Annotated in this window: 16 protein-coding genes and 1 riboswitch; of the genes, 13 read left to right on the top strand and 3 right to left on the bottom strand. The window is 61.4% G+C overall.

The features are described from left to right. Positions 1-84 precede the first annotated feature (84 nt). Genes bioB through bioD form a run of 4 tightly spaced genes read left to right on the top strand, consistent with a single transcriptional unit; the run spans position 85 to position 3,697 of the window. Complete coding sequence (gene bioB, locus ACUTQY_RS10480) at positions 85-1,122, top strand: biotin synthase BioB (protein ID WP_031299723.1); 1,038 nt, start codon at positions 85-87, stop codon at positions 1,120-1,122. Beyond that, on the top strand, positions 1,122-2,273 hold the full coding sequence (bioF, locus tag ACUTQY_RS10475) for an 8-amino-7-oxononanoate synthase (RefSeq protein WP_046686595.1): 1,152 nt from the start codon (positions 1,122-1,124) through the stop codon (positions 2,271-2,273). The genes bioB and bioF overlap by 1 nt, the downstream gene beginning before the upstream one ends. After that, positions 2,257-3,024, top strand: a complete 768-nt coding sequence (gene bioC / locus ACUTQY_RS10470; RefSeq protein WP_033652357.1) for a malonyl-ACP O-methyltransferase BioC — start codon at positions 2,257-2,259, stop codon at positions 3,022-3,024. The genes bioF and bioC overlap by 17 nt, the downstream gene beginning before the upstream one ends. Beyond that, positions 3,017-3,697: a dethiobiotin synthase gene (gene bioD, locus ACUTQY_RS10465; protein WP_342188295.1), complete on the top strand. Its 681-nt coding sequence runs from the start codon at positions 3,017-3,019 to the stop codon at positions 3,695-3,697. Before bioC ends, bioD begins: the two co-directional genes overlap by 8 nt. 53 nt (positions 3,698-3,750) lie before the next feature. Here the strand turns inward: bioD and ACUTQY_RS10460 are convergent, their stop codons facing one another. Together ACUTQY_RS10460 and ACUTQY_RS10455 are read right to left on the bottom strand one after the other, a co-directional pair. After that, positions 3,751-5,385 carry a hypothetical protein gene (locus ACUTQY_RS10460; RefSeq protein ID WP_046686597.1) on the bottom strand — a complete coding sequence of 545 codons (1,635 nt, stop codon included), beginning with the start codon at positions 5,383-5,385 and terminating at the stop codon, positions 3,751-3,753. Between the two features lie 129 nt (positions 5,386-5,514). Next, positions 5,515-6,225 (bottom strand): ATP-binding cassette domain-containing protein, encoded by a 711-nt coding sequence (locus tag ACUTQY_RS10455; RefSeq protein WP_033642235.1) that lies wholly within the window; start codon positions 6,223-6,225, stop codon positions 5,515-5,517. Positions 6,226-6,678: 453 nt separating this feature from the next. Between ACUTQY_RS10455 and ACUTQY_RS10450 the strand changes: the two genes are divergently transcribed. The 3 genes from ACUTQY_RS10450 to ACUTQY_RS10440 all read left to right on the top strand — a co-directional run bounded on the left by ACUTQY_RS10450 (position 6,679) and on the right by ACUTQY_RS10440 (position 9,718). Further along, positions 6,679-6,807, top strand: a complete 129-nt coding sequence (locus ACUTQY_RS10450) for a hypothetical protein (protein WP_255326645.1) — start codon at positions 6,679-6,681, stop codon at positions 6,805-6,807. A gap of 531 nt (positions 6,808-7,338) precedes the next feature. After that, complete coding sequence (gene uvrB, locus ACUTQY_RS10445; protein WP_033642236.1) at positions 7,339-9,351, top strand: excinuclease ABC subunit UvrB; 2,013 nt, start codon at positions 7,339-7,341, stop codon at positions 9,349-9,351. A 100-nt stretch (positions 9,352-9,451) separates the two neighbouring features. Next, on the top strand, positions 9,452-9,718 hold the full coding sequence (locus tag ACUTQY_RS10440) for a VF530 family protein (protein WP_004939783.1): 267 nt from the start codon (positions 9,452-9,454) through the stop codon (positions 9,716-9,718). A gap of 6 nt (positions 9,719-9,724) precedes the next feature. Here the strand turns inward: ACUTQY_RS10440 and yvcK are convergent, their stop codons facing one another. Further along, a complete protein-coding gene (yvcK, locus tag ACUTQY_RS10435; protein ID WP_033642237.1) occupies positions 9,725-10,642 on the bottom strand; it encodes a uridine diphosphate-N-acetylglucosamine-binding protein YvcK in 918 nt (305 codons plus the stop codon). 336 nt (positions 10,643-10,978) lie between these two features. Beyond that, positions 10,979-11,123: riboswitch (molybdenum cofactor riboswitch) on the top strand. On the opposite strand from yvcK, the gene moaA reads away from it, so the two are divergent. The 6 genes from moaA (at position 11,110) to ACUTQY_RS10405 (ending at position 14,672) form a co-directional block, all read left to right on the top strand. Then, positions 11,110-12,096 carry a GTP 3',8-cyclase MoaA gene (gene moaA / locus ACUTQY_RS10430; RefSeq protein WP_016928681.1) on the top strand — a complete coding sequence of 329 codons (987 nt, stop codon included), beginning with the start codon at positions 11,110-11,112 and terminating at the stop codon, positions 12,094-12,096. It overlaps the preceding riboswitch by 14 nt. A gap of 24 nt (positions 12,097-12,120) precedes the next feature. After that, positions 12,121-12,636: a molybdenum cofactor biosynthesis protein B gene (gene moaB, locus ACUTQY_RS10425; RefSeq protein WP_033642238.1), complete on the top strand. Its 516-nt coding sequence runs from the start codon at positions 12,121-12,123 to the stop codon at positions 12,634-12,636. Positions 12,637-12,639: 3 nt separating this feature from the next. Beyond that, positions 12,640-13,119, top strand: a complete 480-nt coding sequence (gene moaC, locus ACUTQY_RS10420; RefSeq protein ID WP_025301929.1) for a cyclic pyranopterin monophosphate synthase MoaC — start codon at positions 12,640-12,642, stop codon at positions 13,117-13,119. Beyond that, entirely contained in the window at positions 13,116-13,361 is a 246-nt protein-coding gene (gene moaD, locus ACUTQY_RS10415) for a molybdopterin synthase sulfur carrier subunit (RefSeq protein ID WP_004939768.1), read from the top strand. The genes moaC and moaD overlap by 4 nt, the downstream gene beginning before the upstream one ends. Before the next feature lie 2 nt (positions 13,362-13,363). Continuing rightward, positions 13,364-13,831, top strand: coding sequence for a molybdopterin synthase catalytic subunit MoaE (moaE, locus tag ACUTQY_RS10410; protein ID WP_033642239.1), 468 nt, complete (start codon positions 13,364-13,366; stop codon positions 13,829-13,831). Between the two features lie 130 nt (positions 13,832-13,961). Then, positions 13,962-14,672, top strand: coding sequence for a Bax inhibitor-1/YccA family protein (locus tag ACUTQY_RS10405; RefSeq protein WP_004939761.1), 711 nt, complete (start codon positions 13,962-13,964; stop codon positions 14,670-14,672). Positions 14,673-14,688 lie beyond the last annotated feature (16 nt).

Below are 14,688 nucleotides of genomic sequence, written 5' to 3'. Positions count from 1 at the left end.
GTAAACCAAATTGGATTAAGATTGGTTGACAGTATATCCACAATATTTAAACTGGCGACACTTTTTCGTTTTGGAGACGCCATGATGGCCGACCGCATTCACTGGACAGTAGGGCAAGCCCAGGCCCTGTTTGATAAACCGCTGCTGGAACTGCTGTTCGAAGCGCAAACCGTACACCGCCAGCACTTCGACCCGCGTCAGGTGCAGGTCAGCACGCTGCTGTCGATCAAGACCGGCGCTTGCCCGGAAGACTGCAAATACTGCCCGCAGAGCTCACGCTACAAGACCGGCCTGGAGTCGGAGCGGCTGATGCAGGTCGAGCAGGTGCTGGAATCGGCACGCAAGGCCAAGGCGAACGGTTCGACCCGTTTTTGCATGGGCGCGGCGTGGAAGAACCCGCACGAGCGCGATATGCCTTATCTGCAGCAAATGGTGCAGGGCGTGAAAGCGATGGGCATGGAAACCTGCATGACGCTGGGCACATTGGATGGCACCCAGGCCGAGCGGCTGGCGGAGGCCGGGCTGGATTACTACAACCATAACCTCGACACCTCGCCGGAGTTCTACGGCAGCATCATCACCACCCGCAGCTACCAGGAGCGCCTGGATACGCTCGACAAGGTGCGCGACGCCGGCATCAAAGTGTGCTCCGGCGGCATCGTCGGGCTGGGTGAAACGGTGCGCGATCGCGCCGGGTTGCTGGTGCAGCTGGCCAACCTGCCAAAACCACCGGAGAGCGTGCCGATCAACATGTTGGTGAAGGTGAAAGGCACGCCGCTGGCGGATAACGATGACGTCGATCCGTTTGATTTCATCCGCACCATCGCGGTGGCGCGCATCATGATGCCATCTTCTTATGTCCGTCTCTCCGCAGGCCGCGAACAGATGAACGAACAGACGCAGGCGATGTGCTTCATGGCCGGCGCCAACTCGATCTTCTACGGTTGCAAGCTGCTGACCACGCCGAATCCGGAAGAAGACAAAGACCTGCAGCTGTTCCGCAAGCTGGGGCTCAACCCGCAGCAGACCGCAACCGAACACGGCGACAACCAGCAACAGCAGGTGCTGGCCAAGCAACTGCTGAACGCCGATACCGCCGAGTTTTACAACGCGGCGCCGTGATGAGCTGGCAGCAACGCATCGAGCAGGCGCTGGCAGAGCGGCGCTTCAACGCCGCCTACCGCCGGCGACAGACCACCGAGGGCGGCAATGGCCGCCAGATCCGGCTCGGCGATCGTCTCTATCTGAACTTCTCCGGCAATGACTACCTGGGGCTGAGCCAGGATGCGCGGGTGATCGCCGCCTGGCAGCAGGGCGCGCAGCGTTATGGCGTCGGCAGCGGCGGTTCGGGCCACGTGACCGGTTTTAGCGCAGCGCATCAGGCGCTGGAAGAGCAACTGGCGGCGTGGCTCGGCTATCCGCGCGCGCTGCTGTTCATCTCCGGCTACGCCGCCAACCAGGCGGTGCTGGCGGCGTTGATGCAAAAGGGCGATCGCATTTTGGCCGATCGTCTCAGCCACGCCTCGCTGCTGGAGGCGGCGGCGCAGTCGCCGGCCGAGCTGCGCCGGTTCCAGCACAATCAACCGCAGGCCTTGGCGGATCTGCTGGCCAAACCCTGCGACGGGCAGCGGCTGGCGGTCACCGAAGGGGTGTTCAGCATGGATGGCGACGGCGCGCCGTTGGCAGAGCTGCATCGCTTAACCCGTGCGGCGGGCGCCTGGCTGATGGTGGACGACGCCCACGGCATCGGCGTGCGCGGCGAACAAGGCCGCGGCAGCTGCTGGCAGCAGGGCGTGCGCCCTGAACTGCTGGTGGCGACCTTCGGCAAGGCGTTCGGCGTCAGCGGCGCGGCGGTGCTGTGCGATGAGGCGACCGCCGAGTATCTGCTGCAGTTCGCCCGCCATCTGATCTACAGCACCGCGATGCCGCCGGCGCAGGCCTGCGCGCTGCAGGCGGCGCTGGTCTGCATTCGAGAGGGCGATGACCTGCGCGCCCGGCTGCAGGACAACATTCGGCGTTTCCGTCAGGGCGCGGCGCCGCTGGCGCTGACCCTGACAGATTCCGACACCGCCATCCAGCCGCTGCTGGTGGGGGATAATCAGCGCGCGCTCGATCTGGCGACCCGCCTGCGCGAGTGCGGCCTGTGGGTGAGCGCCATCCGCCCGCCGACGGTGCCGCCGGGCGGCGCGCGGCTGCGCATTACCCTGACGGCGGCGCATCAGCCGCAGGATATCGATCGCCTGCTGGAGGTGCTGAATGACGTCAGCCAATGACACAGTGAACAAACAGGCGGTCGCCTCGGCCTTCAGCCGCGCGGCCGGCAGCTACGACGCCGCCGCCGAGCTGCAGCGTGACGTTGGCGAGCGCTTACTGGGGATGGGGAGTTCCCACCCGGGCGAACAGCTGCTGGACGCCGGCTGCGGCACCGGCTATTTCAGCCGTATGTGGCGTGAGCGCGGCAAACGGGTGACCGCGCTCGATTTGGCGCCGGGCATGCTGGACGTCGCCCGCCAACGGCAGGCGGCGCATCATTATCTGCTGGGCGATATCGAACAGGTGCCGCTGCCCGATGCGGCGATGGACATCTGTTTCAGCAGCCTGGTGGTGCAGTGGTGCAGCGATCTGCCTGCCGCGCTGGCAGAGCTGTATCGCGTGACCCGTCCCGGCGGCGTGATCCTGTTTTCCACGCTGGCGGCGGGCTCGCTGCAGGAATTGGGGGACGCCTGGCAACAGGTGGACGGCGAACGTCACGTGAACGCCTTTTTGCCGTTGACGCAGATCCGCACCGCCTGCGCCGCCTATCGACACGAACTGGTGACGGAGTTGCGTATCCTGAACTACCCGGACGTGATGACGCTGATGCGTTCGCTCAAGGGCATCGGGGCGACGCATTTGCATCAGGGGCGCGAGGGCGGCCTGATGTCGCGCGGCCGCCTCGCCGCGCTGCAGGCGGCTTACCCGTGCCGGCAGGGGCAGTTCCCGCTCAGCTATCATCTGGCTTATGGAGTGATTTATCGTGAGTAAACGTTGGTTCGTGACCGGCACCGACACCGAAGTGGGGAAAACCGTCGCCAGCAGCGCCTTGCTGCAGGCCGCCAACCGGGCGGGCTACCGCAGCGCCGGCTATAAGCCGGTGGCCTCCGGCAGCGAGATGACCGCCGAGGGGCTGCGCAACGGCGACGCGCTGGCGCTGCAGGCCAACAGCGGTGTGGCGCTGGATTACGACGAAGTGAACCCTTACGTATTTGCCGAACCGACCTCGCCGCATATCGTCAGCGCCGATGAAGGCCGGCCGATCGACGCGGCGCGGCTGTCCGACGGCCTGCGCCGGCTGGAGCAGCGCGCCGACTGGGTGCTGGTCGAGGGGGCCGGCGGGTGGTTTACCCCGTTGTCGGCGGAGTACACCTTCGCCGACTGGGTGCGGCAAGAGCAACTGCCGGTGATCCTGGTGGTGGGCATCAAGCTGGGCTGCATCAACCACGCGGTGCTGACGGCCCAGGCGGTGCAACAGGCCGGGCTGAAGCTGGCCGGTTGGATCGCCAACGACGTGGCGCCGCCGGGGCGGCGGCATCAGGAATACCTGGCTACGCTGCACCGTATGCTGCCCGCGCCGCTGCTGGGCGAAATCCCGCACCTGCCGCAGGCCGAACGGGCGCCGCTGGGGCAGTATCTGGATATCAGCTTGCTGGCGCAGTGAGAGGTTCTGGCTGATGAATCACAACGCCGGGTCTTATGACCCGGCGTTGGCTTTTACATAGCGGTAATACAGGCGTTATCGAGATAAAGCACGCCATTTTTCGCCAGGGCAAACAGGTTGAACGTCAGGATGACATGGGTCGCCCAGACCGGGACTTTTCGTCGATTGGCGTTGAAACGATATTCGGTGTACTCGGCGTAAGCATCGGCTTTCAAGGCGGCGTCCCAGGCTGCCGGCGCGGCTTTGGCGATGAGCGAGACGCCGTTGTCCGCATGGTCCTGGATACAGGCATATTGCAGCGTCGCGAACAGATTGCCGGTACCGCCGTTGACCGTTTTCAGGGTAAAACAGGCGCCCAGCTGCTCATATTGCGCGGCGGGCACGATCACTCTCACTCCGGCGTTGGTATTGGCGTTGCCCAACTTGGTCACTTTCAGGGCATTGCTGCCGTTGACGCCCGCGCCGGCTTCGATACTGATAGTCACTGCGTCTGAGGTAAAGGGCTCGCTGATCGTGCCGCCTGTCACTTCCCAGCCAAACGGCTTAGCGGAAAAGGCGAACTCACCGTCTTTTAACTTGTTATTCACGGCGCCGACCAGCGTCTGGATCCCGGCGCCACCCCCACCGCCATCCAGTCGGCTATTGACGATGACAAAGTCGCCGGTACCGCTGAAATAGCGGCCGCTGGCGGTTCGTACGCCATAGAACTTCACGCTGTCGACGATAATCCCGCTACTGCCGGCCTCGGCGTAAAACAGCGACGCTTGCGCCAGTCGGCCGCCGGCGACGATGATTTCGCCGCCGTGAATCAACAGCGATGCATTTTGATTGGCGCTGCAACGGAAGGGAATTTCCGTGAGCGGACTATTACCGTTGTTGAATTCCATATGGCAGCCATGCAATTCAATGCTACCGGCCTCAACGTCGGCAATCGAGCCGGCATAGTCGATCGAAGTGCCGAACAGGCGGAAGGCGCCGTTGGGGTTAGCGTTGCGAACGGCCAGCCCCTGGGAATTGCCGAGGGTGCCACCGAAGAAGTTGATGCCTTCGCCGAAGTTTTGGGCGCCGCTGTTTGTTGAAGGCATATGCAGGCACTCAAAACAGCGAATGACTTCACAGGCGTAGTGGTGGGCGATATAGGCATTGGTACCGTAGTACAGGCCGTAGTAGAAGCCGGAAATATAGACGTTATTGACGGAAAAGTTGCCCAGCGGGCCTTCAGGCGAATCGAAACGGACGCCGTCGATATAGGTGTATTCGATCGTCGTTTCATCTTTGCTGTTGTTAATCCTGGCGCCGATGCCCTTTACGGTGAAATCTTTCATGATAGGCGCCGGGCGAATAGGAACGTTGTTATCCAGCGCGCCGCTGCTGGTATAGCAGCGCAGGAAATAGTTATGGTCGCTTTCCGTGCCGTTGGGGATCTCGGTAGTGATGTTGACGCCGTTGCCGTCGATATAGACGAATCCGACATTGATATCGGTTTTAGGCGCCGTCCAAAGGGCAAAAGGCGCGGCGAATCTGACAATCGCAGGGCGTTTTAACGTTTTGATGATAAAGTCTTGTGCGCCGACCAGTTCGTCGCGCGAACTGACGTAAATGCCTTCAATATTAAGACGTTCCTGCAGGCTCCAGTTTTTGTTGCGCAAATCCGCGTATTGAATAAATGCCGCGTTGTTGTCTGTCATGCTTACATCCCTCGATATTATGGTGTCGGTGTGACCCCTATCGAGTATGAAAAGATGGCCGGTCCATGCCTATTGGGCGCAGACCGGCCGTGACTGATACAACAGCAACCTAATCGCTAACCCGAGCACTCACTCTGCCAGCCCGGCGCCGATCAGCGCCTCATCCAGCTGCGCCAGCGCGCCGTGCGCCACGGTGCGCCCGCTATCGAGCAGACAAAAACGATCCGCCACCCGGCGCACGAACGGCAGCTGATGCTCTACCAGCAAAATGGTCATGCCCAACTCATAGTTGAGCCTGCGGATCACGTTGCCGATGTCGGCGGCGATCGAGGGCGGTACGCCCGTTGTCGGTTCGTCGAGGATCAGCAGCGCCGGCTCCTGCGCCAGCGCACGACCAATCGCCAACTGGCGCTGAGCGCCTTCGCACAGATCGCCGGCGCGGCGGGTGCGCATCTGGCGCAAATTGGGAAACAGGCTGTAGATCAGCGGCGGAATGCGGTAAGGGGCGCCGCGCACGGCCATCTGCGCCACTTGCAGATTCTCTTCCACGCTCAGCTGCGAGAAGAGTTGCCGCCCTTGCGGGACGTGGCTGATGCCGAGTGCGGCGCGGCGCTCCATCGGTTGCAGCAGCAGGTTTTGCGGCGGCTGATCCGCCGGCTGCCAGGTCATGCTGCCGCTCACCACCGGCAAATGCCCCATGATGCAGTTGACCAGCGTGGTCTTGCCCACGCCGTTGCGCCCGAGCAGCACGGTGCACTGGCCGCGCGGCAGCTCCAGGTTGATGTCCCACAGGGTATGATTTTGCCCGTAAAATTGATTGACCGATCTCAGACTCAGCATGTGGCATTCTCCTCATAGACATAGGCGCCCGTTCCACTCGTTGGTGGGGTGCTGCAAAGGCCGCATTGGCGGTTGATTTCCCGAGTGTGGCAATGTCCGGAACAAAATGCCGTCCCTCCGATTCACCTGAGCAATGTCTGCGGTGGACGGAAAGACAGTCAATATGTCGTGAAAAACGACGTTTATGACGACTTGGTGTCGTTCTCGCGCTTTTACGAGGCATAGCCAGGCGGCGGTTGCACGCCGCATTCGGCAGCGCATTATGCTGTCGCGCCTCGTTCGCACGCGGGAAGATAAAGCAACTCCCAGGCCAGTTTTGCCACTGGCCGAAAAGAGGGAGTGTTATCGCTTTGTTAACCGCCTGTCAGGCCCGACGCGCTCTGCCGCGGCGGCCTGAAAATACGCCGGGAAGTTAACCCGGACGTTTTTTGCACTCTTGTGGTGCTCTCCGGCGTGGGCGTGGTGCAAGGTGTTGCGCCGCCGTCAAGCGCGATCGGCGTGAAAGGGGGCAATGCGATTTTGGCAATGGGGATTTTTAGTATTAATCGGCATAAACAAAGCGATATTTTTATGAAAAAATAACTAAAAAAGCCATTTTGGCGAGTGTAAAGGGCGAAAAGCTTTCTTTCTGTAACTCCCGCCACGGGCGGGGCGGTGAGAGTTATCCACTATTCCTGTGGATAACCTTGTGCATTAGATTTAGAAAAACGCTGTAAAGCGAGAGCCGACGCGGGTTCTGTTCGCTTTGTCCGCAATCTCGTCTTTTTATTAAAACTATTAATTATCAATAAATTAACTAAAATCAAGACGCCAGGGCATTGATCGGGTTTCTATGTGTGATTTTTCGCCGCGGTGCTATCAATAAGTTAATTTTCGGCAAGTTCTGGGGATAAATCTGTTATTGACAATAAAAATGTCACCCCGCTGTAACCTCACGGTGCAACGGCGTTGCCGCGCTGCCGCGCGCAGCGACGAATCCGCTTGAAGCTGGTTTTATATCCAGTATCATGGGCACTGGCGCAAATCGCCGACACTTTCCATAATTAGGGGCCACGTCCGGCGCAGAGCCGGCTGGCCGCCTGAGCGCGCGCATCTCCACAGGGTAGCCGAGCAATGAGTAAACTTTTCAAACTGCATTCTGATTTCAAACCGGCCGGCGATCAGCCGGAAGCCATCCGCAAACTGGAAGAGGGGTTGGAAGACGGCCTGGCGCACCAGACGCTGCTGGGGGTAACCGGCTCGGGCAAAACGTTCACCATCGCCAACGTGATAGCCGATCTGAATCGGCCGACCATGGTGCTGGCGCCGAACAAGACGTTGGCGGCGCAGCTGTACGGCGAGATGAAAGAGTTTTTCCCGGAGAATGCGGTGGAGTACTTCGTCTCTTACTACGACTACTACCAGCCGGAAGCCTACGTGCCCAGCTCCGACACCTTCATTGAAAAAGACGCTTCGGTGAATGAGCACATCGAGCAGATGCGCCTTTCCGCCACCAAGGCGCTGCTGGAGCGGCGCGACGTGGTGGTGGTGGCGTCGGTGTCGGCGATCTACGGCCTGGGCGATCCGGATCTTTACCTGAAGATGATGCTGCATCTGACCAAGGGCATGATCATCGATCAGCGCTCCATTTTGCGCCGGCTGGCGGAGCTGCAGTATTCCCGCAACGATCAGGCTTTCCAGCGCGCCACCTTCCGCGTGCGCGGTGAGGTGATCGACATCTTCCCGGCGGAATCGGACGAGCTGGCGCTGCGCGTCGAGCTGTTCGACGACGAAGTGGAGCGGCTGTCGCTGTTCGATCCGCTGACCGGGCAGATTGAGCAGGTGGTGCCGCGTTTTACCATCTACCCGAAGTCGCACTACGTGACGCCGCGCGAGCGGATCATTCAGGCGATGGAAGAGATCAAGGTCGATCTGGCGGACCGCCGCAAGGTGCTGTTGGCCAACAACAAGCTGCTGGAAGAGCAGCGCCTGACGCAGCGCACCCAGTTCGATCTGGAGATGATGAACGAGCTGGGTTACTGCTCGGGCATCGAAAACTACTCGCGCTACCTTTCCGGGCGCGCCGAGGGCGAGCCGCCGCCGACGCTGTTCGATTACCTGCCGGCGGACGGCCTGCTGGTGGTCGACGAATCCCACGTCACCATTCCGCAAATCGGCGCGATGTTCAAGGGCGACCGCGCGCGCAAGGAAACGCTGGTGGAGTACGGTTTCCGCCTGCCGTCGGCGCTGGACAACCGCCCGCTGCGCTTCGAGGAGTTCGAGGCGCTGGCGCCGCAGACCATCTATGTCTCCGCCACGCCGGGCAAATATGAGCTGGAGAAATCCGGCGGCGATCTGATCGACCAGGTGGTGCGCCCGACCGGGCTGCTGGATCCGATCGTGGAAGTGCGGCCGGTCGCCACTCAGGTGGACGATCTGCTCTCCGAGATCCGCAAGCGTGCGGCGATCAACGAGCGCGTGCTGGTGACCACCCTGACCAAACGCATGGCGGAAGACTTGACCGAATACCTGGAAGAGCATGGTGAGCGCGTGCGCTACCTGCACTCGGATATCGACACCGTGGAACGCGTCGAAATCATTCGTGACCTGCGTCTGGGCGAGTTTGACGTGCTGGTGGGCATCAACCTGCTGCGTGAGGGGCTCGACATGCCTGAGGTGTCGCTGGTGGCGATTCTGGACGCCGACAAGGAAGGCTTCCTGCGTTCCGAACGTTCGCTGATCCAGACCATCGGCCGCGCGGCGCGTAATCTGAACGGCAAGGCGATCCTGTATGGCGATCGCATCACCGATTCGATGGCCAAAGCGATCGGTGAAACCGAGCGGCGGCGCGCCAAGCAGCAGGCTTACAACGAAGCCAACGGCATCGTGCCGCAGGGGCTGAACAAGAAGATCGGCGACATTCTGCAGATTGGCCAGCCGGTCAACCGCGCCAAGGGTAAAGGCAGGGGCAAGGCGGCGGACAGCGGCGCTCAGCTGCAGAACCTCACGCCGAAAGCGCTGGATCAGAAAATCCGCGATCTGGAAGCGCAGATGTATACCCATGCGCAAAATCTGGAGTTCGAGCAGGCGGCTGCGTTGCGCGACGAGATCCACCAGCTGCGCGAGCAGTTCATCGCGATTTCCTGACCGTTGGACGGCGCCCGCGCTGTGGGCGTCAAAATTCCTTGTCGGCCGCGTCAAAGCTGTTATGGTGTGCGGCCCGATTTGACCACGAAGAGTACCGAACATGAGCCAACACCAGTCTAAAGACCCGCTGCACGGCGTGACGCTGGAGCAACTGCTGAATAAACTGGTGGATCACTACGGTTGGTCCGAGCTGGGCGCGCGCATTCGCATCAACTGCTTCCGCAGCGATCCGAGCATCAAGTCCAGTCTGAAATTTTTGCGTCGCACGCCCTGGGCGCGTAAAGAGGTGGAAGATCTGTATATCGATATGGTCAGCCATCCCGCCCCAGCCAGCGATAATCCCTGGCTGCGCGGGCGAGACGGTTAAATTCGGTTAGCGGCGGTCGGCCAGCTCTACCAGCGCTTGATCCAGCGCCTGGCGCAGCAGCTGGCGATCGTGGCGATAAGGGATGTCGCTCGCTTCCAGCGGTTGCTGAATCACCACCCGATCCTGCACTTCACTGGCGTCCACCGCCGGGCCGACGATCAGCGCATCGATCATCCGGCGGCCGATCTTCTCTTCCATCAGCGTCAGCTTGTCCTTTAACGACAGCGCCGCGGCGGCCACGCTCAGCTCGCGGCCGAGGTTGCCGATATAGATCATGCTGGCGCTGCTGCGGCGCAGCGCCTGGGTGAGATCGTCGAGCAGCAGCAGCGGCATCAGGCTGGTGAGAAAACTGCCCGGCCCAATCAGGATCACGTCGGCCTGCGCGATGGCGTCCAGCGCTTCGCGCGTGGCGTTGACCGGGGGAGACAGCATCAGCTCCTGCGGCATATGAGTCAGTTGGTCAACATTCACTTCACCGTAAACATGGTTGCCTTCGTGATCGTGCGCCATCAAATCCACCGGCTGTTCCGACATCGGGATCAACGCCGCGTCCACCTTCAACAGGCTGCGCACCAGGTTGATCGCTTCCAGCGGGCGCACGCTCAGGTGATCCAGCGCTTTCAACATCAGGTTGCCGAGGTTATGGCCGGCCAGTTCGCCGTTGCCGCTGAAGCGGTATTCGAACATCGCCGAGGCGACGCTCGGCTCGGTGATCAGCTGGTTGAGACAGTTGCGGGTATCGCCCCAGGCAATGCCGCCTTCCGAACGGCGGATGCGGCCGGTGGAACCGCCGTTGTCGGTGGTGGTAACGATGCCGGTCAGGCGGGAGCCTAAGGACGACAGGGCCGACATTACACGGCCCAGGCCGTGTCCGCCGCCCAACGCCACCACGCGGTCGAGATCGGCCAGGGTACGATTACGCATAAATTTCCTTACAAAGGGGCTGAACTGCCCGCATAAGGTAGCGGATCCGGCGTAAAAACGCGATATACCCGTTATCCTTGACGTTGCCTCTGGGGGGAGCGGGCTTGCCGTCGGGAGGCGACGCCCATTATTTAGGGGATAAAGAGTGCCATTTGCGTGATTCTGGTCAATTCGCCCTCGTAAGCGATGTTTATCATGGTTTACCCGATTACGCGGCGTCTAAAAACGCTGTATAGACAGTTATATAGCGAATTAACGCGTTGGCTATCGTTGCCGATTAGCGCTAGAATTCTGCTGAAAACCACGGTTTCATTCCGGCTACTCAAGGTAGCGGGAAGAGAAATCAAACTCCTAGCCCCTGCGCCTACGTTGTTCATCCGGAACGATATGGCGCCTGGGCCGTGGCGAAGTCAGCCACCAGGGTGCAGAGGGGAAACGCTCGCATCTCCCGACTTTGGAAAGGTGTTATGGTACCGCAACTCATTGATGCTTATGAGCGCAAGTTCTATTACCTGCGCTTGTCGATCACCGACGTGTGCAACTTTCGTTGCACCTACTGTCTGCCCGACGGCTACAAGCCGAGCGGCAGCCCGAAAAGCTTCCTGTCGCTGGATGAAATCCGCCGCGTCAGCCGCGCGTTCGCCGAACTGGGCACCGAAAAGGTGCGTCTGACCGGCGGCGAGCCTTCGCTGCGCCGCGACTTTACCGAGATCATCGCCGCCGTGCGGGAAAATCCGGCCATTCGCACGCTGGCGGTCACCACCAACGGCTACCGTCTGGCGCGCGACGTCGCCGCCTGGCGTGACGCCGGTCTGACGGCGATCAACGTCAGCATCGACAGTCTGGATCCCCGCCAGTTTCACGCCATTACCGGTCAGGACAAGTTCCGCCAGGTGATGGACGGTATCGACGCCGCCTTCAGCGCCGGTTTCAGCAAGGTCAAGGTCAACGCCGTGCTGATGCGCGACGTCAATCACCAGCAACTCGGCGCGTTTCTCGCCTGGATCAAGGATCGGCCGATCCAGCTGCGCTTTATCGAACTGATGGAAACCGGCGAGGGGGGCGAACTGTTTCGCAAACACCACGTTTCCGGCGAAGTGATTCGCCTGCAGCTGGAGCAGCAGGGCTGGCAGCGCCAGGCGCGCGGCCGCAGCGACGGCCCGGCGCAGGTGTTCAGCCACCCGGACTACCAGGGTGAGGTGGGTCTTATCATGCCGTATGAAAAAGACTTCTGCGCCAGCTGCAACCGGCTGCGCGTTTCTTCCATCGGCAATCTGCATCTGTGCCTGTTCGGCGAGCAGGGGGTGCCCCTGCGCGATCTGCTGGCGGACGACGGCCAGCTCGACGCGCTGAAGGCGCGCATTCAGAGCGGGCTGCTGAGCAAGAAGCAGACCCATTTCCTGCATCAGGGCAACAGCGGGATCACCCAGAACCTGTCGTTTATCGGCGGCTGACAGCCAATAGGAGCTTATTGAACCATGAGCCATGCGAGCAGCGAGTTTATTCCGGCGCATATCGCCATCCTGACCGTGTCCGACAGCCGCGGCGCGGCGGAAGACACCTCCGGCCAATATCTGCAGGAAGCGGCGCAGGAAGCCGGCCATCAGGTGGTGGATCGCGCCATCGTCAAAGATGACATTTACCAGATCCGCGCACGGGTTTCCGCGTGGATCGCCGATGACAACGTGCAGGCGGTGCTGATCACCGGCGGCACCGGTTTTACCGCGCGCGACAACACGCCGGAAGCGCTGTTGCCACTGTTCGACAGAGAGGTGGAAGGGTTCGGCGAACTGTTCCGCATGGTGTCGTACGAAGAGATCGGTACCGCGACGATCCAGTCGCGCGCGCTGGCCGGCCTGGCCAACCGCACGGTGATTTTCGCCATGCCGGGCTCCACCCGCGCCTGCCGCACCGCCTGGGAGCGGATTATCGAAGAGCAGTTGGACGCGCGCCATCGCCCGTGCAACTTCCAGCCCCATTTGAAGAAGCCCTGAGTCATGACACAGCTAACCCACATTAACGCCGCCGGCGAAGCCCATATGGTTGACGTTTCCGCCAAGGCCGAAACGGTGCGCGAGGCGCGCGCCGAAGCCTTCGTCGACATGCTGCCCGCCACGCTGGCGATGATCGTCGACGGCAGCCATCACAAGGGCGACGTGTTCGCCACGGCGCGCATCGCCGGCATTCAGGCGGCCAAACGCACCTGGGAACTGATCCCGCTGTGCCACCCGCTGATGTTGAGCAAGGTCGAAGTGCAGCTGGAGGCGCAAACGGAGCACAGCCGGGTGCGCATTGAAACCTGCTGCCGGCTGACCGGCAAAACCGGCGTCGAGATGGAAGCGCTGACCGCCGCCTCGGTGGCGGCATTGACCATCTATGACATGTGCAAAGCGGTACAGAAAGACATGGTGATCGGCCCGGTGCGCCTGCTGGCGAAAAGCGGCGGCAAATCCGGTGATTTTAAGGTGAACGCATGATCGATATTCTTTTCTTCGCGCAGGTGCGCGAACTGGTGGGCACCGGCGCGCTGTCGATGCCGGCGGATTACCCGACCGTCGAGGCGCTGCGTCAGGCGCTGTGCGCGCGCGGCGATCGCTGGGCGCTGGCGCTGGAGTCCGGCAAACTGCTGGCGGCGGTCAATCAGTCGCTGGTGGCGGCGGATCACCCGCTGCGCGCCGGCGATGAAGTGGCCTTCTTCCCGCCGGTTACCGGGGGGTAAGCATGGAAAACACCCGCATTCGCGTGGGCGAAGCGCCGTTCAACGTCGGCGACGAGTATCAGTGGCTGGCGCAGTGCGACGCCGACGGCGCGGTGGTGACCTTCACCGGCAAGGTGCGCAACCATAACCTCGGGGACGACGTCAGCGCGCTGACGCTGGAACACTACCCCGGCATGACCGAGAAGGCGCTGGCGGAGATCGTGGCCGAGGCGCGCAGCCGTTGGCCGTTGCAGCGCGTGACGGTGATCCACCGCGTCGGCGCGCTGTATCCCGGCGATGAGATCGTGTTCGTCGGCGTGACCGGCGCGCACCGCGGCATGGCGTTCGCCGCCAGCGAGTTCATCATGGACTACCTGAAGACCCGCGCACCGTTCTGGAAGCGCGAAGCGACCGGCCAGGGCGATCGTTGGGTGGACGCTCGCGACAGCGATCGTCAGGCCGCGCAGCGCTGGCATGACGCGGCTAAATAACGCCTCAACAGCGGAAACAAATCAAGACCTTTGCCGCTTTCGCGCGGCCTATTCTGTGGTACGCTTATAGCAGGCGAAGCCCCGTTTACGGGGCTTCGGAATCTTGTTTACAACGCAAAAGGTAACCGTCATGGACCGATATCCACGCTCTAATGGTTCAATCGTCGAACGTGCCAACAGCGGCATTCAGGCCTACATGGCGCAGGTTTACGGCTGGATGACCTGCGGTCTGCTGCTGACGGCGTTCGTTTCCTGGTATGCGGCCAATACGCCCGCGATCCTCAACTTCATCTTCTCCAGTCAGATCACCTTCTTCGGTCTGATCATCGCCCAGTTGGCGCTGGTGTTCGTGATTTCCGGCATGGTCAACCGCCTGAGCGGCGCGGTGGCCACCTCGCTGTTCATGCTGTACTCGGCGCTGACCGGGCTGACGCTGTCGAGCATCTTTATCGCGTACACCTACAGCTCGATCGCCAGCACTTTCGTCGTCACCGCCGGCATGTTCGGCGCGATGAGCCTGTACGGCTACACCACCAAGCGCGATCTGAGCGGCTTCGGCAGCATGTTGTTCATGGCGCTGATCGGCATCGTGCTGGCTTCGCTGGTGAACATCTGGCTGAAAAGCACCGCGCTGATGTGGGCGATTACCTACATCGGAGTGGTGGTGTTCGTCGGCCTGACCGCGTACGACACGCAGAAACTCAAGGCGATGGGCGAGCAGCTGAACGCCGATGATAAAGACGGCTTCCGCAAGTACGCCATCGTCGGCGCGCTGACGCTGTATCTCGACTTCATCAACCTGTTCCTGATGTTGCTGCGCATTTTCGGCAACCGCCGCTAAATCCGTCGTCTTTCAT

This window comes from Serratia sp. TSA_130.1 (assembly GCF_052691795.1).
The sequence above is the reverse complement of the archived record's forward strand: the minus strand, read 5'-3'. Positions and strand labels throughout refer to the sequence as shown.